Source organism: Shinella sp. GW821-FHT11G07 (assembly GCF_058808115.1).
The window spans coordinates 38,989-59,443 of sequence record NZ_JBXARJ010000008.1; the positions used below are offsets into that span (position 1 = coordinate 38,989).

The window sequence follows — 20,455 nt, forward strand, 5'->3', positions numbered from 1 at the left end:
CGCTTTCACGGCGCGACGAAATCCGCTAGGTCATCTCCATGACGACGACAGATTTTCCCTTCCTCTCCATCGATCCCGCGAGCCGCCGCGTCTCCCTCGACGGCCGCAATCCTGATTTCTACCGCGATCCGAACCCGGTCTATGCGGCGCTGCATGCGCGCTGTCCCACCTTCTGGTGGGAAGAGCAGAAGATGTGGTATTTCTCTGGCTACGACCATGTGAACGGCCTGCTGCGCGACCGCCGTTTTGGCCGGCAGATCCTGCATGTGGCGACGCGCGAAGAACTCGGCATGCCCGAGCCGCAGGCCCATCTTGCGCATTTCGATGCGGCGGAAGCCTGGTCGCTGCTGGAGCTTGAACCGCCGGAACACACGCGGCTGCGCACGCTCGTCAACCGCGCCTTCGTCTCGCGCATAATCGACCGGCTGACGCCCGAAATCACCGACCTCTGCCACCAGGCGATCGACCGTTTCGAGAAGGACGGCAAGGTCGAACTGCTATCCGCCTTCGCCGATATCCTGCCGGTGACGATGATTGCCCGCATGATCGGGATTCCGGACGAGATGGGGCCGCAGCTGCTGAAATGGTCGCATGCCTATGTGCGCATGTACATGTTCGGCCGCACGCCGGAGGACGAACGTAACGCCGACAAGGCGGCGCAGGAATTTTCCGACTATGTGCGCAGCGTGATCGCCGAGCGCCGGGCAGAGCCACGCGACGACCTGCTCTCGCACATGGTGCACACCGAGCACCGCGGCCAGCTTTTGACCGAGGACGAGCTGATCTCCACCACCATCGTGCTGCTCAATGCCGGTCACGAGGCGACGGTGCACCAGATCGGCAATGCCGTGCGCACCATCCTCGAAAACAATGCCGACCCGGCTTTGCTCTTTGCCGACGAGAAGGCAACGGAACGCACGGTGGAGGAATGCCTGCGCATTTCCGCCCCGGTGCACATCTTCGATCGTTTCGCGCTGGAGGACGTCGAACTCGACGGCATCCAGTTCCGGCGCGGCGACAAGGTGGCGATGATCCTCGCCGCCGCCAATCTCGATCCGAAGAAGTTTTCCGATTCGCTCACCTTCAAGCCGGATCGCAACGAGGGCGCCAACCTCTCCTTCGGTGCCGGCATCCATTTCTGCATCGGTGCGCCGCTTGCCCGGCTGGAGCTGAACATCGCGCTGCCGATCCTCTTCCAGCGCCTGCCAGGGCTCAAGATCGCGAAAAAGCCCGTGGTCAAGGATGTCTACCATTTCCACGGGCTCGAGACGCTGGACCTGACCTGGTGATGCTCAGGCCGTCGCGTAACGCGCGGCCGGCTTGTTGTGGGAAATGTTGGGGCCGAGCGAAAGACGCGTGGCTTCCAGCTTTTCCCAATCGGCCTTTTCCGGCAGCGACGGAATGGTGACGAGTTCACCCTGATCCAGCCCCGCCAAAGCAGCATCGACGAGATCGGCGACATCCATGACGCGGCTCGGATCGAGGTTATCGATCGAGCCCCCTGCCCGGTCGAAGATTTCGGTGCGCGTCAGGCCCGGCAGCACAGCCTGGAGACGCACGCCCGTGCCATCCAGTTCGCGGGCAAGTGATTGGGTGAAGGCGAGCACGAAGGCTTTCGTGCCGCTATAGGCGCCGTTGAACAGTTCCGGGATGATGGCGACGCCTGAGGCGATGTTGACGATCGTGCCCTTTTTGCGCGCGACGAAGGTTTGCGCGGCGGCCACCGCGAGGCGGTTGGCGGCGGTTACATTGAGGGCGATCATCGTGTCGAGATAGTCGATGTCGTCGGCCAGCAGCGCACCCTTTGGCCCGATACCGGCATTGTTGATGAGAAGCGTGATTGCCGCATCATCGCGGATGCGCTTTTCGACGGTGCGGACATCGGCGGACGCCGAAAGGTCGGCGCGCTGCACATCAACTGCAACGCCGTATTGTTCCGTCAGTTTCTCGGCAAGCGCCAAAAGCCGCGTTTCATCGCGCGCTACGAGCACGAGATCATAGCCGCGGCGGGCGAGCCGGTCGGCATAGGTGGCGCCGATTCCGGCCGATGCGCCAGTAACAACGGCGGTTCCAAGGTTTGCAATGCGGGTCATGTCAGGTCTCCGGTTTGAATTTAGTGGCATATACCATTATATGGGTGAGGCCCATTTCAGCTTGCAAGTGGCACGCACGATTTTTATCGAGAAAGAAGCGAGGTGAGAGATGAGCGAAACCGACGGCGTCTGGCAGCACTGCACGAACAGCGCGATCCGCCGCGCCGCGCGGCAGCTTGGCCAACTCTATGATGATGTAATCGAACCGAGCGGCCTCAAGGGCACGCAGTTTTCCCTGCTGTCGCAGATCGCGCGTTCCGGCAGGAATGGCACGCCGTTGAAACCTTTGGCGGAAGCGCTCGTGATGGACCTGTCCGCGCTTGGCCACACGCTGAAGCCACTGACCCGCGACGGGCTGGTCGAACTCATCCCCGACGAAACCGATGGCCGTGTCCGGCGCGCAAGGCTGACGGCGCTCGGTGCCGGGAGACAGGAAGAAGCGCTGGGGCTCTGGCGCGAGGCGCAGGAGCGGTTCGACGCGGTTTTCGGCGCCGAACGGTCGGCCGAAATGCGCAGCCTGCTCGGGTTCGTGTCGTCGCCCGACTTTGCAAAAGCCTTCCGGGCGACGAAACCGAAAGCCGAAACTTAAAGACGGATGACGTAATCCTTGCGAGTCGTTTCAACGACTTCCCAGCTTCCCTTGAAGCCGGGTCTCAGGATCAGACGGTCACCGGCCTTGAGAACAAAGACCTCGCCTTCGTCCGAGGTGACGATCGAATGGCCTTCGAGGATGTGGAAATACTCCCACTCGTCATATTGAATGCGCCATTTACCGGGCGTCGACTGCCAGATGCCGGAATAGATGCCGCCCTCGGCCTCCTCGATGTTCCAGCTGGTGAAGACCGGATCGCCGGAAATCAGCCGGTCCGCGGCCGGCTTGCCCACTTCGGGTTCGATGCCGGCAATGTCGAAGGGTTGCGCCTTGCTCATGTTTTTGTCCGTTCAATGAAGGAAGAACGGGCGACCGATGAAGGCCGCCCGGAAAGGGATCAGGCCTTGGCCAGCGCCTGTTCGATATCGGCGATGATGTCGGCGACGTCTTCGATGCCGATCGACAGCCGCACGACATCCGGAGCGGCACCGGCGGCCACCTGCTGCTCCTCGGTGAGCTGGCGATGGGTCGTGGAGGCCGGGTGGATGACCAGCGAGCGGGTGTCGCCGATATTGGCCAGGTGCGAAAGCATTTCCAGCCCTTCGACGAAGCGCTTGCCCGATTCGTAGCCACCCTTCAGGCCGAAGGTGAAGACGGCACCCGCGCCCTTCGGCGAATAGCGCTGCTGCTGGGCGTGGTTCGGATCGTCGTCGAGGCCGGCATAGGTGACCCAGGAGATCTTGTCATGCGCCTTCAACCACTTGGCGACGGCGAATGCGTTGTCGCAATGGCGCTGCATCCTGAGCGGCAGCGTCTCGATACCGGTCAGAATCTGGAAGGCATTGAAGGGCGAAATGGCGGGACCGAAGTCACGCAGGCCAAGGACGCGGCAAGCGATGGCGAAGGCGAAGTTGCCGAAGGTCGCATGCAGCACCACGCCGCCATATTCCGGCCGCGGCTCCGACAGCGCGGGGTACTTGCCGGAAGCCGTCCAATCGAACGTGCCGCCATCGACGATGACACCGCCCATGGAGTTGCCATGGCCGCCCATGAACTTGGTCAGCGAATGCACGACGATATCGGCACCATGCTCCAGCGGACGAACGAGATAGGGCGTCGCCATCGTGTTGTCGACGATGAGCGGCAGGCCGTGGCGGTGCGCCACTTCGGCGATGCCTGCGATGTCGACGAAGGTGCCGCCGGGATTGGCCAGGCTCTCGATGAAGATCGCCTTGGTCCGGTCGTCGATCTGGCTTTCGAAGGAGGAAAGGTCACTGGTATCGGCCCAGCGCACCTGCCAGTCGAAACTCTTGAAGGCATTGCCGAACTGGTTGATCGAGCCGCCATAGAGCTGGCGGGCCGAAATGAAATTGTCGCCCGGACGCATGATCGTGTGGAAGACCAGGAGCTGCGCGGCATGGCCGGAGGCGACGGCGAGTGCTGCCGTGCCGCCTTCCAGCGCCGCGACGCGCTCTTCCAGCACGGCCTGCGTGGGGTTCATGATGCGCGTGTAGATATTGCCGAAAGCCTGCAGGCCGAACAGCGAGGCGGCGTGGTCCGTGTCGTTGAAAACGAAGCTGGTGGTCTGGTAGATCGGCGTCGCGCGCGCGCCGGTCGTCGGGTCCGGCTGTGCGCCGGCGTGGACGGCGAGCGTGGAAAATCCGGGTTTGTTCTTCGTCATGAAATGGCCTCCCTGGCTAAAGTCGGCGCACTATTTCAGAGCGATAAGAGCCGGTCAAAGAAAGATTTTCTGGAAATGGGCAGCAGCGACAATCCGTCTTGCGCGCCGGAAAACCTCACGCGACGAGGCGCGGATATTCGATGGCCGGGCAACGATCCATCACCACCTTGACGCCCGCCGCCTCCGCTGTTGCGGCAGCCGCATCGTGACGCACGGAGAGCTGCCCCCATATCGCCTTTGGCAGCGGGTCGAGTGCCAGCGCCTCTGCGACAACCGACGGCAGCGCATCCGCCGCGCGAAAAACGTCGACCAGATCGATCGGCTCGACGATATCGGCAAGGCGGGCGACGACGGGCTGGCCAAGGATTTCCTTGCCGGCCTGGCCGGGATTGACCGGAATGACGCGGTAGCCCTTGCGCAACAGGAAAGCCATGACGCGATGGCTGGGCCGTTCCGGGTTCGGCGATGCACCGACAAGCGCGATGACCTTCGTCGAACGGAGGATGTCGGCGATATAATAGTCCGGATAGGAATCGTGATTCATGGTGCTTTCCCGTTTCTCGGTGGAGAATTGGGGTAACGCAACGTGAAGTCAATGTTTGACGACCGTCAGGACGCCTTGAGCATCAGCACCGGATACTCCGTCACCGGACAGCGATCCATCACGACCTGCAGGCCGGCGGCTTCCGCGCGGGCGGCAGCCGCATCGTCACGCACGGTGAACTGGCCCCAGAGTACGGAGGGCAGCGGGCGAAGGGCCAAAACCTCGTCGACCACCGCACCCAGCTGGTTTGCAGCCCGGAAGACATCGACCATATCGATCGGTTCGGGAATATCGGCGAGATGGGCATAGACGGTCTGCCCGAGGATGGTTTTGCCGGCATGGCCCGGATTGACCGGAATGACGCGGTAGCCCTTGCCGAGCAGGAAGCCCATCACGCCGTGGCTCGGGCGCCCGTCGTTCGGCGATGCGCCGAGTACGGCGATCGTGTGAACCGATTTCAGGATGTGGCGGATATAGCTGTCGGCATAGTGATCGTGGTTCATCGCTGCCTCCTCCGGCGTTCGCGACCGTCTCTCACTTGTCTTGCAAGTTGTAGTCTAGCGCAGAACCTTAAAGAAGACGACTGTGTTTATACGCGGCCCCGGGGAGAAACTGTTCCGTTTCGGGCCAGTTATCACGGAATTTGCCGTCCAGATCACAAGATTTGCTGGAAATCCCGATTGCAAATCCCGGCCTTTGGGCAGATGAAGGGCGCTTCTTCCGCCTGTGCCTTCCTCCTCGAGGTTCCAGATTGCCGCTAGACGTTCTTTTTCTCGTGCTGTTCGGCGCGGCCTTGCATGCGACCTGGAATGCCCTCGTCAAATCCGGCACGGACAAGTCGCTCGATGCCGCGATGGTCTCGCTCGGCGGCGGCATGGTGGGCCTCGCGTTCCTTGCCTTCGTGCCGCTGCCCCATCCGGATGCCTGGCCGTTCATCCTGACGTCGGCCGTCCTGCAGTTCGCCTATTTCCAGCTCGTCGCGGCCGCCTACCGGGCGGGCGACATCGGCCTCGTCTATCCGCTGATGCGCGGCGCTGCACCGCTATTGGTCGCCACCACGAGCGGCTTCATTCTTGGCGAACATCTCACGCCCACCGCCATGGCTGGCGTCCTGGTCATCTCCGCCGGCGTTTTGACGCTGGCCTTCGAGTCGCGCCACGGCAGCCGGCGCGCCATCGTCTATGCGCTGGCGAACGCCGCCGTCATCGCCACCTATACCTTCGTGGACGGCGCAGGCGCGCGCGTCTCCGGCAACGCTGTCTCCTATACGCTGTGGATGTCGCTGCTGCCCCCTATCCTGCTTTTCAGCTGGGCAATCCTTCGGCGCGGTAGCCGCCCGGTCTGGAACCATGTCCGTCACAACTGGGCACGCGGCCTGTTCGGCGGCGCCGGCTCCATCGCTTCCTATGGCCTCGCGCTCTGGGCGATGACCAAGGCGCCCGTCGCGACCGTCGCCGCGCTGCGCGAAACCGCCATCCTCTTCGCCCTCCTCATCTCGGTCTTCATCCTCAAGGAGAAGGCCAGCATCTGGCGCTACATTGCCGGTGCGGTGATTGCAGCGGGCGTGCTGGTGCTGAAGCTGGCGTAAGCGGTTACTTGAAGCCGAATTCTGTCTTCATGATATCAAACAGCTGACGCGCAGCCATTTCATCCAACTGGATCGTCTGGCTCAACTTGCCCACCTCTTGGCGGTCCGGTCGACCATAGGTCGAGATCTGTAACAATCTTCGCCCATCATAGTCTTGGACAAACAGCTTGGCCTCAACCTCATCGTGAAGCTGAAGACGGTCCATTTGATCTCGTTGGAAACGTGCAATCCTCGCCATTATGTCTGCCCCCATTCCGGCATGCGCTTGCCGAGAAAGGCGCCAATGCCCTCCTGCGCGTCGTCGGCGAACATGTTGTCCACCATCGTCGCGACGGCGATGTCGTAGGCCTCCGCCGGCGGCAGGCCGGCCTGGGTGCGGAAGGCGGCCTTGCCGATACGAAGCGCTTGCGGTGACTTCGAAGCAATGACGGCGGCGTATTTGTCGACGACCTGACGGAGATATTGCTGCGGCACGATGCGGTTGACGAGACCGAAATCCTTGGCGGTCGAGGCGTCGATCGTTTCGCCGGTGAGCAGCATCTCCATCGCCTGCTTGGGACGGGCGGCACGGGTGACGGCAACCATCGGCGTCGAGCAGAACAGGCCGATATTGACGCCCGGCGTACAGAAGGTCGAGGTGTCGGTGCAGATGGCAAGATCGCAGCTTGCAACGAGCTGGCAGCCCGCAGCCGTCGCTAGGCCGTCGATCTCCGCCACCACCGGCTGCGGCTGCGCGGCGATTTTCAGCATGATATCCGCCGCCATGCGCATGGTCTTCTCGAAGAAGGCGCGGCCGCCATCTGCGTCGCTACGGCGTGCGGTCATTTCCTTGAGATCGTGGCCGGCGGAAAAGACTTTTCCCGTCGAGGCCAGCACGACGATGCGAATGGCCTCGTCATTGGCGACGGCGTCCAGCGCCTCCCCCAGCGCCTCCATGACGGCGATGGAGAGGGCGTTGGCGGGCGGATTGTTGAGTGTGATCCGCAGGATCGGCTCGTAACGCTCGACCCGCAACAGCCCCGCCGGCTCCTCTTTCCTGAACGATACCACATCCGCCATGACCGGCCTCCTTCGCTGCTCTCTTTCCTTGGTCCTACGCCCGGCCGCAGATGGTTTCAAGCGCGGCAGCATAGACTTTGAGAGGGCTTGCCGCGGCCAGCAAATCGGTCTGTAACACCCACGACAGGAGACGAGAGCCAATGAAACTGACGCCGGTCATGGATGCGGAAGCGCTAAACCGCTTCCTTGAAACCGATTTTCCGCAAATTCATACCGACGGCAAGGTCTTCGACGTCAACACGGTCGGCCCCGGCATGGTCGTCATGCGGCTCGTTCCAAACGAGCGGCACCTGCGTCCCGGCGGCACGATCTCCGGCCCCACCCTATTCGCCCTTGCCGACGTGGCGGCCTATTGCGTGGTGCTCGCCCATATCGGGCCGGTGGCGCTTGCCGTCACCACCAACCTCAACATCAACTTCCTGCGCAAACCCAAACCCGGCCCCCTCTCCTGCACCTGCCGGATTCTCAAGCTTGGCAAACGGCTGGCAGTGGTGGAGGCGTCCATTTTCGACGAAGATGGCGACGATCTGGTGGCCCATGCCACCGCGACCTATTCGATTCCGCCGCGATAATGTGTGGTATTAAAATACCTCTTTCGTAACGCATTGTTTTTGCTTATTTATCTTTAGCGCCAGCCAAATCGCATCCCTTGACGCCCTATCGGCTCTCGCTTATAAGCCGCTCCAGATCGCGGTCCTCAGGGGCCGCGTTCGATTTTTGGCATCCGCAAGGGGCCAAACCAAGCAACAAGAAACGCCCAAGCCCCACAAGGCTTCGGGACTCTAAAGAAAGAGCTACTCCCATGGGAACCTTCGTACAGAAGCCCGCCGAGGTAGAGAAGAAGTGGATCCTCATCGACGCCGAAGGCCTCGTTGTCGGTCGCCTCGCTACCCTCATCGCAAACCGCCTGCGCGGCAAGCATAAGGCCACCTTCACGCCCCACGTCGACGACGGTGACAACATCATCGTTATCAACGCTGACAAGGTCGTCTTCACCGGCAAGAAGTACTCCGACAAGACGTACTACTGGCACACCGGTTACCCGGGCGGCATCAAGGAGCGCACGGCTCGCCAGATCATCGAAGGCCGCTTCCCGGAGCGCGTTCTCGAGAAGGCTGTTGAGCGCATGGTTCCGCGCGGCCCGCTTGGCCGTCGCCAGATGAAGAACCTGCGTGTCTACGCCGGCTCCAACCACCCGCATGAAGCCCAGCAGCCCGTCACCCTCGACGTCGCCAAGCTGAACAGCAAGAACACAAGGAGCGCCTGATAATGGCCGACCTCTCCTCGCTCAAGGACCTCGGCGTCGCTGCCGCAGCTCCCGCTGCCTCCGCCCCGGTTCACGTCAAGAAGGTTGACGCCCAGGGCCGTTCCTACGCCACCGGCAAGCGCAAGGACGCCGTCGCCCGCGTGTGGGTCAAGCCGGGTTCCGGCAAGATCACCGTCAACGGCAAGTCGTTCGAAGCTTACTTCGCCCGTCCGGTTCTGCAGATGATCCTGCAGCAGCCGATCATCGCGGCTGCCCGTGATGGCCAGTTCGACATCGACGCGACCGTCGCTGGCGGCGGTCTGTCCGGCCAGGCCGGTGCCGTTCGTCACGGCATCTCCAAGGCACTGACCTACTTCGAGCCGGGCCTGCGTCCGGTCCTCAAGAAGGGCGGCTTCCTGACCCGCGACTCGCGCGTCGTCGAGCGCAAGAAGTACGGCCGTGCGAAGGCACGCCGTTCGTTCCAGTTCTCCAAGCGTTAATCGCTCGGAAGACTTGTTCTTCAGGAAAGGCCGGGGTTCGCCCCGGCCTTTTCGTTTTTCGGCCAGGTTTCCCGGCGCTACGGGCAAGCAACGCGCGGCCTGCTGAAGAGAAGAATTGCTGCCGTGACACCGGCAAGCTGCAGCAGCGCTCCTGTCCATTCGGCCGCATCGGGCCAGCGCATTTCGAACAGAAAGCCATAAGCCAGACCGAACACGGTTTCCGCGACGATGAGTTGTGCGGCGAGTGCTAGCGGCAATCTGCCTGAAGCGATGACCCAACAAAACGTGGCGACCCACGATCCCGCAAGGCCCATCAGCAAAGCCCAGGCGAGAAAGTTTGCCATCTCGGCACTTGCGATGTCCTGCGTCGAGAACGACGTCAACGGCAGGAGCATCATGCTGCCGATCGCCGCTCCAATCCCCTGCACGCCGGTCCAGTGCAAACCATCGGGCGCATCCGGGGCGGACATGACGGCCGCATTGGCGAGGCCGTAGATGATCCAGACCACAAGCGCGATTGATGCGGCAAGGACGCCGAGCAGGATGGCGTCGCGCCCCTCCCGTCCGACCGCCTCGATCACCGACATGTTGACGACGGCCACGCCCGCGGCGATCAACCCCAGGGGAGAAGCGAGCGAGCGCCACGGGACGGAGCGATCCCGCCAGTTCGCAATGAGCGCCAACAGCACCGGCATGGTGCCGATAACGAGCGGTGGAACAGCCGCCCCCGCCAGCTTCACCGCATAGGCAGCGGCGACGAAATATCCCACATATCCCACACCGCCCAGTAGCAGGCCGACCAGCCAGCGCCTCGCCGTAAGACCGCGCGGCCGGAAGCGCGGGTGAAGCATAAGCAGCACGGAAGCCATGCCGAATATCCCGTACCGTGCGACCGTCAGGTCGAAGGTGGAAAAGGGATCCACGGCGCGAGGCGCAATGAACGTCAATCCCCACAACGCGCATGTTGTGAGGCCGGCAAGAATACCAATCAGCATGGGTCACTCCTATGACGCACGATCATGGAGGGTGAAAGGTACGAATTCCATGGATAAGCAAAGGTGAAATGGCTATCATGGCATCATGTCCAGCTCTAAAACCTCAAATGGCCTTCAATCTGGAAAGTCTCAGATTGATGGGGCCGATTCCCGCATACTGACTGCGCTCGACGCCGATTCGCGGCTGTCCATGAGCGAGCTGGCCCGGCTCGTCGGCATGTCCGCGCCCGCCGTGTCGGAACGGGTGCGCAAGCTGGAGGCCGGCGGCGCCATACGGTCCTTCACACTCGACGTGGACGTGCGCGCCCTCGGTTATCAGATCCGGGCCATGGTGCGCATCCGGCCGCTGCCCGGAAAGCTGCACGTGGTGGAGAAACTGATCCAGGACACCCCGCAATTCATAGAATGCGACAAGATCACCGGCGACGACCCGTTTCTCGCTCGCCTCGTCGTTCATTCGATAGAGGAAATGGACGACGTCCTGGAGGCTCTTTCGGACCATGCCGTGACCAGCACGGCCGTCATCAAGGGAACATCCGTCGCTAGGCGCCTGCCACCCCTGTGACCACGGCCACCCTCTTTTCTTTTCTGTGACGGGGCTTGCCGTCGTGCCGGCATTTTGCTGAAACAGCATATCCCTCCAAGGGCGACAGCAACCGGGAACCTCATCGTGGCCAACAAGACGATCGATCATGCCATCACTGCCAAGACGCTGAAGAGCGCTGCCTCGGACCCCACCCATGCGGGCATTCTCTCCTTCATGCGCCGGCGCTACAGCAAGGTCTTGAAGGATGTCGATGCGGTCGTCTGGGGCATTCCCTTCGATGCCGCGACCTCCAACCGCCCAGGCACGCGATTCGGGCCACAGGCGATCCGCCGCGCCTCGGCGATCATGGACAACGATCCACAATATCCCTTCGAGCGCGACCTCTTCGAGGATATGGCCGTCATCGACTATGGCGATTGCCTGCTCGACTACGGCAACCACCAGAAGACGCCGGGAACGATCGAGCGCGAGGCGAAGAAGATCCTGAAATCCGGCGCCTATATGCTGACGCTCGGCGGCGACCATTTCATCACGCTGCCGCTTTTGCGCGCGCATGCGGAAAAATACGGTCCCCTCTCGCTCGTGCAGTTCGATGCCCACCAGGATACCTGGGCCGATGAAAAGGGCCGTATCGACCACGGCTCATTCGTCGGAACTGCCGTGCGTGAAGGCCTGATCGATGCCGAGACCTCGATCCAGATCGGCATTCGCACCCATGCGCCGGAGGATTGCGGCATCCGCATTCTCTATGGCTACGATGTCGAAGAGATGAGCGCCGCCGAGATCGCCGATGCGATCGTCCACCATGTCGGCGACAGGGCGACCTACCTCACCTTCGATATCGATTGCCTCGACCCGGCTTTCGCGCCCGGCACCGGCACCCCGGTCTCCGGCGGCCCGTCGAGCGCCCGCATCCTCTCGGTCCTGCGTAAGCTCGGCGCGCTGAACATCGTCGGCTCGGACGTCGTCGAGGTCGCGCCCGCCTACGACCACGCGGATATCACCGCCATCGCCGCCTCCAACATCGCCATGTACATGCTGGGCCTTCACGCCGAGACGCTGGCGGAGCGACGCTGACGGCGCGGCATTGAATGCGACAGGTCGAGGGTCTATATCGGGCCGCGAAATCTCTTTTCCGCACGTCCGGACGCAAAACCGTTGCATAGTTTTGCTGGAATGCTGGAAGCTCTGACAGGATTGGATTGCAGATGAAACCGAAGATCTTCATCGATGGCGAACACGGCACGACAGGCCTGCAGATCCGCACGCGCATGGCCGGCCGCAACGATGTCGAGCTGCTTTCCATCCCGGAAGCCGAGCGCCGCAATGCGACGTTGCGCGAAGACCTGCTCAACAGCGCCGATGTCGCGATCCTCTGCCTGCCGGACGATGCGGCCAAGGAAGCCGTGGCCATGGTTTCCGGCAACAATTCCGTCCGCATCATCGACACCTCGACCGCGCACCGCGTCGACCCGAACTGGGCCTATGGCTTCGCCGAAATGGACCACGACCAGCCGAAGAAGATCGCGGATGCGCGTTATGTCGCCAATCCGGGCTGCTATCCGACCGGCGCGATCGGCCTGCTGCGGCCGCTGCGGCTCGCCGGCATCCTGCCGGAGGACTACCCGGTCACGGTCAACGCCGTTTCCGGCTACACGGGTGGCGGCAAGCAGATGATCGCGCAGATGGAGGATGCCGGGCACCCGGAGCATATCGATTCGCCGCACTTCCTCTACGGCCTGCCGCTAAAGCACAAGCATGTGCCGGAAATGCAGGTGCACGGCATGCTGTCGCGCGCACCGCTCTTCTCGCCCTCCGTCGGCAAGTTCGCGCAGGGCATGATCGTGCAGGTTCCGCTCTATCTGGCAGGCCTCAACGAGCACGCCTCGCTCGGCTCCATCCATGAGGCGCTGGCCGAGCACTATGCCGACCAGGACATCGTCGAGGTCGTCGATCTCAAGGAAAGCGCCAACCTCGCCCGTGTCAACGCCGTGGAACTCGCCGATACGGATCGCATGAAGCTCTACGTCTTCGGCACCGCAGGCAGCCCCCACGTCAATCTCGTCGCCCTGCTCGACAATCTCGGCAAGGGCGCCTCGGGTGCGGCCGTGCAGAACATGGATCTGATGCTGAAGGGATGACGGGCAAACATCCGGTCTTCCCTATCGCGTGGCGCATCGAAAGTGCCGGTCTTATCGCCGACACTCCTGCCGGCAGCGTCTATGACGCGACGCTTGCAGATGGCACGCGCGCGATCGTCAAGCATCTGAAACCGAAGGTCCTGGAAGACAGCCTACGTGGTGCGGATTTCCTTGATTGGCGGGATGGTGTCGGCTGCGTGAGGCTCCTTGCCCGCTCCGACGACATGCTGCTGATGGAACATGCCGGCACGACGACGCTGCGGGATCATTTGTTTTCCCACGGCGACGCGGACGCGACGCGCATCGCCGCCGCGGTGTTGCGAGACTATCATCGTCCGTCCGACACCCCGCCGCCGGCAAGCCTGCTTACGCTCCCGCGCTATTTCTCGAGCCTGTTCGACAAGGCCGAACGGGATCACCGGGAGGGCGTCAAAGGTCCGTATTCGGAGGCGGCGGCCATCGCCGAGGCGCTGATCGCCGGCCAGCGGGATATCAAGCCGCTACACGGCGACCTTCACCACGAGAACATCGTGTCCGGCCCGCGCGGCTGGCTCATCATCGACCCGGCGGGACTGATCGGCGACCCGGCGCTCGATGTCGCCAACATGTTTTCCAACCCACTCGACCGTTTCGACCTCACCCGCGACGAGGAGAGAATCGCGGCGATGGCGGATATCTTCGCCGAAACGCTCGGCCGTGATGTCCGCACCATACTGCGCTACGGCTTTGCCTATGGCTGCCTGTCGGCAGCGTGGCATGAGGAAGACGGAAACGAAAAAGATCGTGACGACGAACTTGCCGTTGCCGCGGCGGTCCGCAACGTCCTCATGCGCACCTGATCGCGATCAGTCGTCCGCCATGGCCCGCGGATATTCTCCATAAAACCCGCGCCAATGCGCCATGGCAAAACCGAGCACGACCAGCGCACCGCCCTGGTGGGCGAGCGCCCAACCCAACGGCACCTGCCAGATCAGCGTCAGAATGCCGATCGTCGCCTGAAGACAGACGAGGCCGAAGAGTACGAGCGCGCGGCGGGCATGCGTTGTCTCGGGGGCGGCGCGAAGCGACGAGATCATGTGAATGACGACGAGCGCGAAGAGCACATAGGCGCCGATGCGGTGGACGAACTGCACGGTCTTCGGGTTTTCGAAGAGATTGATCCACCAGGGCTGCTGCACGAACAGGCCACCCGGCACCACGGCACCGTCCATCAACGGCCAGGTGTTGTAGGTGAGGCCGGCGTCGAGACCGGCGACGAGCGCGCCGAGATAAATCTGGAAGATCGCCATGCAGGCGATGATACCGGCCATGCGTCTCGAGGTCGCGGTCGGCGCCGGATCGTCGCTGTGCGGCGAAAGTGCGCGCATCAGCCACGTCGTCCAGGCGAAGATCAGACAGGCGATGGTGAGGTGGGTTGCCAGCCGGTACTGGCTGACAGAGACGCGATCCGCCAGGCCGGAGGAGACCATCCACCAGCCGATGAAGCCCTGAAAACCACCGAGCGCCAAAAGGCCGACCAGGGGCCAGCGCAGCTTCTTTTCGATGCGGCCGGTCAGCCAGAAGAAGGCGAGCGGCACGGCGAAGACGAAACCGATGGAGCGCGCGATCAGCCGGTGTGCCCATTCCCACCAGAAGATCGTCTTGAACTCCTCGACGGTCATGTCCTTGTTGATCTGCTCGTATTGCGGAATGCGCTTGTAGAGGTCGAATTCCTCCTGCCATTCCGTAGCCGTGATCGGCGGGATGACACCATGGATCGGCTTCCATTCGGTGATCGAGAGGCCGGATTCGGTAAGTCGCGTTGCACCACCGACGAGCACCAGCACGAACAGCGTGAACAGCACGAAGCCCAGCCAGCGGCGGACCTGTCGGCGATTGCGTTCGGTCCTGTCCGTGTCGTTCTGGCTGCGATATGCAGTCGCGGTCATGGCGCTCATTCCATCGGCTCCTTTTCCAAAGCGTCGGTTAGGCTGTCGCTTTGGCTAAATTTGCGCAGTTCCGGACGCAAAACCGCTCGCGCGCTTTTACCGGACCTGCTCTGGCGTTGATTTGCCTGACCAGCCCGTGCAAAACAAGGCCCGAAGCTTTGCGGCATGCCGTCGCGCCCTTGCCGCCTGACCTCTTGTTTTGCGCATGTCGTTATCGCAAAACCGCTCCACACTTTTGCGCGACATGCTTTGAGATTGAAAGACCGACAATGCCCCCTCGCCTCAGAAAACTGATCGGCACGGTACTGATCATCATCCTCGTCCTCGTCTATGCGCTGGTCGCGACCACCGTCGCGGTTGCCACGCTGGGACAATCGCCCTGGTACATCCACCTGCTCTATTTCACGGTCACCGGCGTGCTGTGGATCCTGCCGGCCATGTTCATCATCAAATGGATGGAAAAGCCGGGCAAGCCGCGCGACGAGTAGACGTCATGCGGATCGCCGTCATCGCCGATATTCATGGCAACGATCTCGCACTGGACGCTGTCCTTGCGGACATCGAGCGCCGGGGCATCACCGAAATCGTCAATCTCGGCGATCATCTGAGCGGCGCGCTGAATGCGAGCCGCACGGCCGATATCCTGCTTTCACGGCCGGACATCGTCTGCATTCGCGGCAATCATGACCGCTGGCTCGTCGAGAAAGAACGGGCGGCGATGGGAAGCTGGGACCGCATAGCGCATGCGCAACTGGAGGTGCATCACCTGAACTGGCTGGCGCAGCTGCCGGCAACGGCGGTCCTTCACGACGAAATCTTCCTCTGCCACGGAACACCGCAGACAGACACGGTCTACTGGCTGGACGAAGCATTCGAGGGCGGAATGCGACTTTCATCGATCGAGCGCATCGAGTCCCTGGCAGAAGGCAATGACTATCCTGTCCTGCTCTGCGGCCACACGCATCTCGCCCGCATGGTCCGCCTGCGTGATGGCCGGCTGGTCGTCAATCCTGGCAGCGTGGGCTCGCCAGCCTACGACGATGACGAGCCGTTGCCGCACAAGGTGGAGACCGGCTCGCCGCATGCACGCTATGCCATCATCGAAAAGCGTGGCGGCACGTGGGACGCATCCTTCCATCTTGTAAGCTACGATCACATGGCGATGGCCCGGCTTGCAGAGAGCCGCAGCCAGCATGAATGGGCGAGTGCTCTTTCCACCGGCTGGCTTCGATAAAACCTATCACCGATTGACTCGCACCAGATGCGCAGAAAGTCCGCTAGGGTAGAGCTCCACGCCATCCGGAAGCGCATGCGGCATGAACCAGCGCGCCGTCCAGACCGAACGGTCGTGTTCGACAAGCGTGATTTCGGAGCGCTGGTAGAGGCTTTCGTCGAGCAGACGGATATTGGCTGCGAAGATGAATTCGTGACCCTGCGCGCCCTCGTGCCAGAACAGGTTCTCGAAGGTCGCCCAAGGCCCTTCGATCGCGATGCCGCAACCGAATTCCTCCTGGAACTCCCGCACCAGCGCCTCCTCCCGCGTCTCGCCGAACTCGATAGCGCCGCCGGGCGGGCGAACACCCTTCACGGTGCCGTCATCGCGCGTCACTTCCGCCGCCAGCAGGCGGCCGTCGTGCCAGGCGAGGCCTAGCACCTTCACGTGGATTTTCTGCGGCGGACGCCATGTCTGCATATCTCTCTCCTATCCCGTCGGCTTTTGTCGGATTTCGTTATGAAATTGCTAACCGCGCCGGCCAATTTCTCCGGGCATACCCGGCACGGTCAGTGGATTTAAACTCTTTTCCTAAACCTCATGCCTATGGTGTTTTCGCGGCGGTGCGGCCGCTAGCCAGAGGCATAAGGGTCGAGCCCATGGGAGCGATGCAACTCAATTTCCAGGTCATGCCATCCGAGCGCGAGCTCGCGGTCCGATACCTGGGGTCGGTTGCCGATGAGGGGCGCACGCCCTCGGTCGTGCCTCTGTCCATCCGCCTGCATGACCGCATGGAAACGCTGGAAACCCGCTGGCGGGCCCTTGAAGCCGACAACAATCTTTCGCTTCACCAGAGCTACGACTGGTGCCGCGCCTGGGCCGAAACGCACGCCTGCAAGCTCTTGATCGTCGAAGGTTTTTCCGGCGGAAAAACGCACCTTATCTTACCGCTGGAAATCGTGCGCCATGGCCCCGTGCGCACAGCGCGCTTCCTCGCCACCCCGTTCAGCAACATCAATACGGGCCTCTATACCGAAGAATTCCGTTTTCTTGCGGCACCGCCGCGGCTGCGCCAGGCTTTCGAGCAGGCGCGCGCGCAGTTCGCCCGCTACTTCGACCTCTTCCTTTTGGAAAAGGTGCCGCTCGACTGGCGCGGCCAGACGAATTCCTTTGCCGACCTGCCGTCGGTGCTGAACCAGAACGCCGCCTTCCAGCTCGAACTGTTCGAGAGTTTCGAACGCACGCTGGCACAGGTCAATGCCAAGCGTCGCCGCAAAAAATTCCGCAATTCCGAACGTCGCGTCGAAGCACTTGGCGGTTACGAACACGTCGTCGCCGACACGGCCGAAGAGGGCCGCCTCCTGCTGGAAACCTTCTTCCTCCAGAAAGCCGCTCGTTTCGACACGATGCGTCTGCCCGACGTCTTTCGCGACGAGGAAACGCGAAACTTCTTCCGCAAGCTGGTCGCCGTCGAAAGCGACGCGGACACCTATCCGCTGCAGCTTCATGCCGTGCGCCTCAAGGGCGAGCATGAAGGACATATCGTGGCGATTGCCGGCCTATCGCGTAAGGGCGACCATGTGATCTGCCAGTTCGGCTCGATCGACGAGAGCATCGCGGCGGATGCCAGCCCCGGTGAATTCCTGTTCTATCTGGCAATCCACAAGCTGTGCGGCGAAGGTGTTCGCCTGTTCGATTTCGGCATCGGCGACCAGGCGTACAAGCGCTCCTGGTGCACGATCGAGACGCCGCAGCACGACCTGCTCTGGCCGACGACGGTTGCTGGCAGCGTGGTTGCCGCCGTGCATCGGGCAAAGGCGGGTGCAAAGCGCCTCATCAAACAGAACCCGCAGGTCTACGCCTTCCTGCAGCGCATGCGCTCCGGCAAGACAGAATTCGTCCGCGCCGGCGAAGGCGCGGACTGAACCGTCAGGCAGCGCGGCGGCGGGGACGCCGGGGCGGCTCTGCCCCCTCGCCCGTCATCAGCACGATCTCGCTGTAACCGGCCTCACCGAAGGCGCTGATCAGGTCGACGATCTCATCTTCTTCGGCGCCCGGAATGGAGAGGATGATGTCCGTCTCCTCTCCCCGCGTCAGGCGACGCACGCCCTCGACCTCGGCCGGGCCGCACTCCACGATCACCGTGTCATAGGCGTCGGCGAGCGAATCGATCACCATGGCCAGCCGGTCGATGCCGCGCATTGCGCGCTTGATGTTGGCATTGCCACGCGGAATGATATGCGCGCTGGAAAGACGGTCACCGTGGATGATGTCGCCGAAGGCGGCATCGCCGACGAGAAGGTCCGTGATACCCGGCACCTGGGTCGATTGCGCCATCAGCCGCGTCGGGCAGGCCGAACCGGTCAGGTCGATCAGAAGCGTCTTGCGATGATCTTCGGCAATCCGGCGGGCCAGCATCACCGTCGCCGTCGAGCCGCGGTCGCCGGAAGGCGAGACGGAAATCGCAACGGAAACATTGTTCTCGATCATGTGCCGGGCAACGGCCGCGACCGAAAAATCGCCTTCGTCTTCGAAGGCGGGCATATCAATCAGGGAAGGACGCATGCTCTGCTCCTCTTCTTCCTCGTCTTCGTCTTCAGGTTCAATGCTCGACAGCAGGGATTTTGCCGGGGCATGGATGTCTTTCACGACGCCGGGATCCTCGCGCACCAACGGCACCCGCTTGGCGACGGGCTCGACCACGACGGTCTCCGCCACATCCTCGTCGATCTCTTCCTCGCGCCGATGCGGCACGACGGCCGCCGCGCCGACCGGCTTCAGCGCGCGGCCGCTGAAAAGCTCGGAGAGCAGGATGGCGATAGAACTCAAGGTGAAACCGACGACGCCGCCGACGATGGTGATCGGCAGGACCTTCGGGAAGGCAGCTTCCGTGGGCTCAGCGGCAGCGGAAATGATGCGCGCGTCGGCCGGTGTCGAGCCGCTGTCGGTACGCGACGTCGCCTCGCGGTAGCGGGCGAGATAGGTTTCGAGCAGCTGGCGCTGGGCCGTTGCCTCGCGCTCCAGCGCCTTGAGACCGACTTCGTCCTCGCCGGCACGCGCACTGTCGGCCTTCAGCGTGTTGAGCTGCTGGACAAGCTGGGCTTCGCGCAGCCGCGCCGTGTTGGCCTCGTTTTCGAGACTGGCAAGGATTTTCTGGGTTTCCGCCTTGATCTGCGTGCGAATGCCCACGAGCTGCGAACGCAACCCCTTGAGACGCGGATGTCCGTCGAGAAGCGACGTCGAAAGATCGGAAATCTGGCCCTGGATCTGCGATTCGCTTTCCTTGAGCCGCTGGATCATCTGCGAGCCAACGACATCCGCCAGCGTGTCCGGCGCGCCGCCATTCTTCAGCACGGCGCGCACACTTTCCGCCCGCGCTTCCGCATTGGCACGCTCGGCGCGCACACGGGTGACTTCGGCCGAAATGTCCGTCAGCTGCCGCACGGCGAACGTACCATTCTCCCCTGTCGGCAGGAGATCGGATTGCGAACGGTATTCGGCAACCTTCTGTTCGGCTTCGCGCACCTTTTCGCGCAGGTTGGCGATTTCCGGCTCCAGCCAGCGCGTCGCCTCGGAATTGGTGTCCAGCTTGGCGCCGCTCTGCAGCGACAGGAAGACCTTTGCCATCTCGTTTGGAATCGCAGCCGCAAGGCGCGGATCCTTCGAGCTGAACTCGATGGCGACAACGCGCGAGCGTTCCACCTGGTAGACGGTGAGCTTTTCAGCAAATTCCTTCAGCACACGGTCTTCCGGCGCGAGATCGAGCGGGTTCTTCTTTAGGCCGAAGACGACGAGCAGGTCGGAGACAGCGGATGGCTGGGCGGTCGGGTCGAATTCCTCCAGCTCCGACAGCTTCAAGTTCCGCGCGACCTGTTTCATGAGGTCGGCGGATTTCAGGAGCTGAACCTGGCTGGCAATGCCAAGTTCGTCGAAGGGCGGCTGCTCCCGGCTCTGCGTCCGGTCCGTGCCCGTCGTGAAGGCGGGTTCGCGCGTTTCGATGAGGAGCCGGGCTTCACTCTTGTATTTGGGCGTGATCAGGCTCGCGCCCGCGAACGCGATCCCCGCGCCGACCACGGTCGCCATGAGCACACGCATACGGTTGCGCCAGATTGCGCCGAAAAGACCGCCAAGGTCGATATCGACATCCTGCTGGCTTCCCTGAACGCCTGACATATCCCTACTCCGAACGCGACGAATTGCCCGCACCGTAAACAAACATGGTAACCTAAGCGTTAACCACCAAGAGTAGAACGGTCGCTGGATCACGCGCTCGGCGTGAAAAAATCTGCATTTCCCGCCCTTATCCACCCCCGTCCTTTACCAGCCAT

At 62.4% G+C, this 20,455-nt stretch carries 24 protein-coding genes; 13 read left to right on the top strand and 11 right to left on the bottom strand.

Translation table 11 applies throughout. The features are described from left to right. Positions 1 to 38: 38 nt before the first annotated feature. Positions 39 to 1,289, top strand: a complete 1,251-nt coding sequence (locus tag AC1RT2_RS16475) for a cytochrome P450 (protein ID WP_493103578.1) — start codon at positions 39 to 41, stop codon at positions 1,287 to 1,289. A 3-nt stretch (positions 1,290 to 1,292) separates the two neighbouring features. Here the strand turns inward: AC1RT2_RS16475 and AC1RT2_RS16480 are convergent, their stop codons facing one another. Continuing rightward, positions 1,293 to 2,093 carry an SDR family NAD(P)-dependent oxidoreductase gene (locus tag AC1RT2_RS16480; RefSeq protein WP_493103580.1) on the bottom strand — a complete coding sequence of 267 codons (801 nt, stop codon included), beginning with the start codon at positions 2,091 to 2,093 and terminating at the stop codon, positions 1,293 to 1,295. 109 nt (positions 2,094 to 2,202) lie between these two features. Here AC1RT2_RS16480 and AC1RT2_RS16485 point away from each other — a divergent pair, with 109 nt between their 5' ends. Next, positions 2,203 to 2,682, top strand: a complete 480-nt coding sequence (locus AC1RT2_RS16485; RefSeq protein WP_493103581.1) for a MarR family winged helix-turn-helix transcriptional regulator — start codon at positions 2,203 to 2,205, stop codon at positions 2,680 to 2,682. On the opposite strand, the gene AC1RT2_RS16490 is transcribed toward AC1RT2_RS16485, so the two are convergent. From AC1RT2_RS16490 to AC1RT2_RS16505, 4 genes are all read right to left on the bottom strand, one after another. Beyond that, positions 2,679 to 3,023: a cupin domain-containing protein gene (locus AC1RT2_RS16490; protein ID WP_261001534.1), complete on the bottom strand. Its 345-nt coding sequence runs from the start codon at positions 3,021 to 3,023 to the stop codon at positions 2,679 to 2,681. The two genes, AC1RT2_RS16485 and AC1RT2_RS16490, sit on opposite strands and share 4 nt — an antisense overlap. Before the next feature lie 59 nt (positions 3,024 to 3,082). Beyond that, complete coding sequence (locus AC1RT2_RS16495; RefSeq protein WP_493103582.1) at positions 3,083 to 4,366, bottom strand: O-acetylhomoserine aminocarboxypropyltransferase; 1,284 nt, start codon at positions 4,364 to 4,366, stop codon at positions 3,083 to 3,085. A gap of 115 nt (positions 4,367 to 4,481) precedes the next feature. Then, positions 4,482 to 4,910, bottom strand: coding sequence for a CoA-binding protein (locus AC1RT2_RS16500; protein WP_493103583.1), 429 nt, complete (start codon positions 4,908 to 4,910; stop codon positions 4,482 to 4,484). Between the two features lie 65 nt (positions 4,911 to 4,975). After that, the gene (locus AC1RT2_RS16505) at positions 4,976 to 5,413 is read right to left on the bottom strand and encodes a CoA-binding protein (protein ID WP_069059152.1); all 438 of its coding nucleotides are present in this window, start codon (positions 5,411 to 5,413) and stop codon (positions 4,976 to 4,978) included. A 248-nt stretch (positions 5,414 to 5,661) separates the two neighbouring features. On the opposite strand from AC1RT2_RS16505, the gene AC1RT2_RS16510 reads away from it, so the two are divergent. Then, positions 5,662 to 6,498, top strand: a complete 837-nt coding sequence (locus AC1RT2_RS16510) for an EamA family transporter (protein WP_493103584.1) — start codon at positions 5,662 to 5,664, stop codon at positions 6,496 to 6,498. Between the two features lie 4 nt (positions 6,499 to 6,502). Here the strand turns inward: AC1RT2_RS16510 and AC1RT2_RS16515 are convergent, their stop codons facing one another. Next, positions 6,503 to 6,703: a methionyl-tRNA formyltransferase gene (locus AC1RT2_RS16515; RefSeq protein ID WP_493103585.1), complete on the bottom strand. Its 201-nt coding sequence runs from the start codon at positions 6,701 to 6,703 to the stop codon at positions 6,503 to 6,505. Positions 6,704 to 6,735: 32 nt separating this feature from the next. Then, the gene (locus AC1RT2_RS16520; RefSeq protein ID WP_493103586.1) at positions 6,736 to 7,557 is read right to left on the bottom strand and encodes an enoyl-CoA hydratase; all 822 of its coding nucleotides are present in this window, start codon (positions 7,555 to 7,557) and stop codon (positions 6,736 to 6,738) included. Positions 7,558 to 7,697: 140 nt separating this feature from the next. Here AC1RT2_RS16520 and AC1RT2_RS16525 point away from each other — a divergent pair, with 140 nt between their 5' ends. The 3 genes from AC1RT2_RS16525 (at position 7,698) to rpsI (ending at position 9,303) form a co-directional block, all read left to right on the top strand. After that, positions 7,698 to 8,129, top strand: a complete 432-nt coding sequence (locus AC1RT2_RS16525; protein WP_493103589.1) for a PaaI family thioesterase — start codon at positions 7,698 to 7,700, stop codon at positions 8,127 to 8,129. Between the two features lie 230 nt (positions 8,130 to 8,359). Further along, the gene (gene rplM, locus AC1RT2_RS16530; protein ID WP_069059156.1) at positions 8,360 to 8,824 is read left to right on the top strand and encodes a 50S ribosomal protein L13; all 465 of its coding nucleotides are present in this window, start codon (positions 8,360 to 8,362) and stop codon (positions 8,822 to 8,824) included. Positions 8,825 to 8,826: 2 nt separating this feature from the next. After that, positions 8,827 to 9,303 (top strand): 30S ribosomal protein S9, encoded by a 477-nt coding sequence (rpsI, locus tag AC1RT2_RS16535; protein WP_069059157.1) that lies wholly within the window; start codon positions 8,827 to 8,829, stop codon positions 9,301 to 9,303. 77 nt (positions 9,304 to 9,380) lie between these two features. Here the strand turns inward: rpsI and AC1RT2_RS16540 are convergent, their stop codons facing one another. After that, entirely contained in the window at positions 9,381 to 10,298 is a 918-nt protein-coding gene (locus AC1RT2_RS16540; RefSeq protein ID WP_493103592.1) for a DMT family transporter, read from the bottom strand. Positions 10,299 to 10,383: 85 nt separating this feature from the next. Between AC1RT2_RS16540 and AC1RT2_RS16545 the strand changes: the two genes are divergently transcribed. The 4 genes from AC1RT2_RS16545 to AC1RT2_RS16560 all read left to right on the top strand — a co-directional run bounded on the left by AC1RT2_RS16545 (position 10,384) and on the right by AC1RT2_RS16560 (position 13,825). Beyond that, positions 10,384 to 10,863 carry an Lrp/AsnC family transcriptional regulator gene (locus tag AC1RT2_RS16545; protein WP_493103594.1) on the top strand — a complete coding sequence of 160 codons (480 nt, stop codon included), beginning with the start codon at positions 10,384 to 10,386 and terminating at the stop codon, positions 10,861 to 10,863. Between the two features lie 105 nt (positions 10,864 to 10,968). Next, positions 10,969 to 11,922: an agmatinase gene (gene speB, locus AC1RT2_RS16550; protein ID WP_493103596.1), complete on the top strand. Its 954-nt coding sequence runs from the start codon at positions 10,969 to 10,971 to the stop codon at positions 11,920 to 11,922. A gap of 131 nt (positions 11,923 to 12,053) precedes the next feature. After that, complete coding sequence (gene argC, locus AC1RT2_RS16555) at positions 12,054 to 12,986, top strand: N-acetyl-gamma-glutamyl-phosphate reductase (RefSeq protein ID WP_493103598.1); 933 nt, start codon at positions 12,054 to 12,056, stop codon at positions 12,984 to 12,986. Continuing rightward, a complete protein-coding gene (locus AC1RT2_RS16560) occupies positions 12,983 to 13,825 on the top strand; it encodes an aminoglycoside phosphotransferase family protein (RefSeq protein WP_493103600.1) in 843 nt (280 codons plus the stop codon). The genes argC and AC1RT2_RS16560 overlap by 4 nt, the downstream gene beginning before the upstream one ends. 6 nt (positions 13,826 to 13,831) lie before the next feature. Here AC1RT2_RS16560 and AC1RT2_RS16565 read toward each other — a convergent pair whose 3' ends face one another. After that, positions 13,832 to 14,923, bottom strand: coding sequence for a COX15/CtaA family protein (locus AC1RT2_RS16565; RefSeq protein WP_493103602.1), 1,092 nt, complete (start codon positions 14,921 to 14,923; stop codon positions 13,832 to 13,834). A gap of 260 nt (positions 14,924 to 15,183) precedes the next feature. Here AC1RT2_RS16565 and AC1RT2_RS16570 point away from each other — a divergent pair, with 260 nt between their 5' ends. Both AC1RT2_RS16570 and AC1RT2_RS16575 read left to right on the top strand, forming a co-directional pair. Then, the gene (locus AC1RT2_RS16570; protein WP_069059164.1) at positions 15,184 to 15,402 is read left to right on the top strand and encodes a DUF2842 domain-containing protein; all 219 of its coding nucleotides are present in this window, start codon (positions 15,184 to 15,186) and stop codon (positions 15,400 to 15,402) included. Positions 15,403 to 15,407: 5 nt separating this feature from the next. Continuing rightward, positions 15,408 to 16,148, top strand: coding sequence for a metallophosphoesterase family protein (locus tag AC1RT2_RS16575; protein WP_493103604.1), 741 nt, complete (start codon positions 15,408 to 15,410; stop codon positions 16,146 to 16,148). Positions 16,149 to 16,154: 6 nt separating this feature from the next. Here AC1RT2_RS16575 and AC1RT2_RS16580 read toward each other — a convergent pair whose 3' ends face one another. Then, positions 16,155 to 16,607: an NUDIX hydrolase gene (locus tag AC1RT2_RS16580; protein WP_493103606.1), complete on the bottom strand. Its 453-nt coding sequence runs from the start codon at positions 16,605 to 16,607 to the stop codon at positions 16,155 to 16,157. A 179-nt stretch (positions 16,608 to 16,786) separates the two neighbouring features. On the opposite strand from AC1RT2_RS16580, the gene AC1RT2_RS16585 reads away from it, so the two are divergent. Further along, positions 16,787 to 18,052 carry a GNAT family N-acetyltransferase gene (locus AC1RT2_RS16585; RefSeq protein ID WP_493103608.1) on the top strand — a complete coding sequence of 422 codons (1,266 nt, stop codon included), beginning with the start codon at positions 16,787 to 16,789 and terminating at the stop codon, positions 18,050 to 18,052. 4 nt (positions 18,053 to 18,056) lie between these two features. On the opposite strand, the gene AC1RT2_RS16590 is transcribed toward AC1RT2_RS16585, so the two are convergent. Beyond that, positions 18,057 to 20,300 (bottom strand): GumC family protein, encoded by a 2,244-nt coding sequence (locus tag AC1RT2_RS16590; protein ID WP_493103610.1) that lies wholly within the window; start codon positions 20,298 to 20,300, stop codon positions 18,057 to 18,059. Positions 20,301 to 20,455: the final 155 nt, after the last annotated feature.

Excerpts from the sequence above, each read along its gene's own strand:
- AC1RT2_RS16475 (WP_493103578.1), top strand. The coding sequence starts at position 39 with ATGACGACGACAGATTTTCCCTTCCTCTCCATCGATCCCGCGAGCCGC.
- AC1RT2_RS16480 (WP_493103580.1), bottom strand. The coding sequence starts at position 2,093 with ATGACCCGCATTGCAAACCTTGGAACCGCCGTTGTTACTGGCGCATCG.
- AC1RT2_RS16485 (WP_493103581.1), top strand. The coding sequence starts at position 2,203 with ATGAGCGAAACCGACGGCGTCTGGCAGCACTGCACGAACAGCGCGATC.
- AC1RT2_RS16490 (WP_261001534.1), bottom strand. The coding sequence starts at position 3,023 with ATGAGCAAGGCGCAACCCTTCGACATTGCCGGCATCGAACCCGAAGTG.
- AC1RT2_RS16495 (WP_493103582.1), bottom strand. The coding sequence starts at position 4,366 with ATGACGAAGAACAAACCCGGATTTTCCACGCTCGCCGTCCACGCCGGC.
- AC1RT2_RS16500 (WP_493103583.1), bottom strand. The coding sequence starts at position 4,910 with ATGAATCACGATTCCTATCCGGACTATTATATCGCCGACATCCTCCGT.
- AC1RT2_RS16505 (WP_069059152.1), bottom strand. The coding sequence starts at position 5,413 with ATGAACCACGATCACTATGCCGACAGCTATATCCGCCACATCCTGAAA.
- AC1RT2_RS16515 (WP_493103585.1), bottom strand. The coding sequence starts at position 6,703 with ATGGACCGTCTTCAGCTTCACGATGAGGTTGAGGCCAAGCTGTTTGTC.
- AC1RT2_RS16520 (WP_493103586.1), bottom strand. The coding sequence starts at position 7,557 with ATGGCGGATGTGGTATCGTTCAGGAAAGAGGAGCCGGCGGGGCTGTTG.
- AC1RT2_RS16525 (WP_493103589.1), top strand. The coding sequence starts at position 7,698 with ATGAAACTGACGCCGGTCATGGATGCGGAAGCGCTAAACCGCTTCCTT.
- rplM (WP_069059156.1), top strand. The coding sequence starts at position 8,360 with ATGGGAACCTTCGTACAGAAGCCCGCCGAGGTAGAGAAGAAGTGGATC.
- rpsI (WP_069059157.1), top strand. The coding sequence starts at position 8,827 with ATGGCCGACCTCTCCTCGCTCAAGGACCTCGGCGTCGCTGCCGCAGCT.
- AC1RT2_RS16540 (WP_493103592.1), bottom strand. The coding sequence starts at position 10,298 with ATGCTGATTGGTATTCTTGCCGGCCTCACAACATGCGCGTTGTGGGGA.
- AC1RT2_RS16545 (WP_493103594.1), top strand. The coding sequence starts at position 10,384 with ATGTCCAGCTCTAAAACCTCAAATGGCCTTCAATCTGGAAAGTCTCAG.
- argC (WP_493103598.1), top strand. The coding sequence starts at position 12,054 with ATGAAACCGAAGATCTTCATCGATGGCGAACACGGCACGACAGGCCTG.
- AC1RT2_RS16560 (WP_493103600.1), top strand. The coding sequence starts at position 12,983 with ATGACGGGCAAACATCCGGTCTTCCCTATCGCGTGGCGCATCGAAAGT.
- AC1RT2_RS16565 (WP_493103602.1), bottom strand. The coding sequence starts at position 14,923 with ATGAGCGCCATGACCGCGACTGCATATCGCAGCCAGAACGACACGGAC.
- AC1RT2_RS16570 (WP_069059164.1), top strand. The coding sequence starts at position 15,184 with ATGCCCCCTCGCCTCAGAAAACTGATCGGCACGGTACTGATCATCATC.
- AC1RT2_RS16575 (WP_493103604.1), top strand. The coding sequence starts at position 15,408 with ATGCGGATCGCCGTCATCGCCGATATTCATGGCAACGATCTCGCACTG.
- AC1RT2_RS16580 (WP_493103606.1), bottom strand. The coding sequence starts at position 16,607 with ATGCAGACATGGCGTCCGCCGCAGAAAATCCACGTGAAGGTGCTAGGC.
- AC1RT2_RS16585 (WP_493103608.1), top strand. The coding sequence starts at position 16,787 with ATGGGAGCGATGCAACTCAATTTCCAGGTCATGCCATCCGAGCGCGAG.
- AC1RT2_RS16590 (WP_493103610.1), bottom strand. The coding sequence starts at position 20,300 with ATGTCAGGCGTTCAGGGAAGCCAGCAGGATGTCGATATCGACCTTGGC.